The following is a 231-nucleotide window of genomic DNA, read 5'->3' on the forward strand; positions in this document are numbered from 1 at the left end:
TTGAGCAGCTCTGGATCACGGTTGGATTCCTCCTCTTCGCATTCCTCATATTCGAGTGGAAGTTCCAGTGAATCTATATCCTATAATCTCACCTCAGGAGAGATCTATTACGTCAAGGTCGATCCTTTTGGCAACAATACCTCAGATTATAATTTGAGTATCAATAGTGGCAATATTGATATAATTAACGGGACCACCGTCAGTGGTGGTGATGCAGGTGACTCTCGAACG

General features: G+C 43.3%; 1 protein-coding gene. It reads left to right on the forward strand.

Features of this window, described 5'->3' with window-relative positions:
• On the forward strand, positions 1-231 hold a 231-nt coding region (locus JWG39_RS16360; protein WP_205220484.1), incomplete at both ends, for a hypothetical protein.

Source organism: Desulforhopalus vacuolatus (genome assembly GCF_016918505.1).
In the GTDB taxonomy this organism is placed as follows: domain Bacteria; phylum Desulfobacterota; class Desulfobulbia; order Desulfobulbales; family Desulfocapsaceae; genus Desulforhopalus; species Desulforhopalus vacuolatus.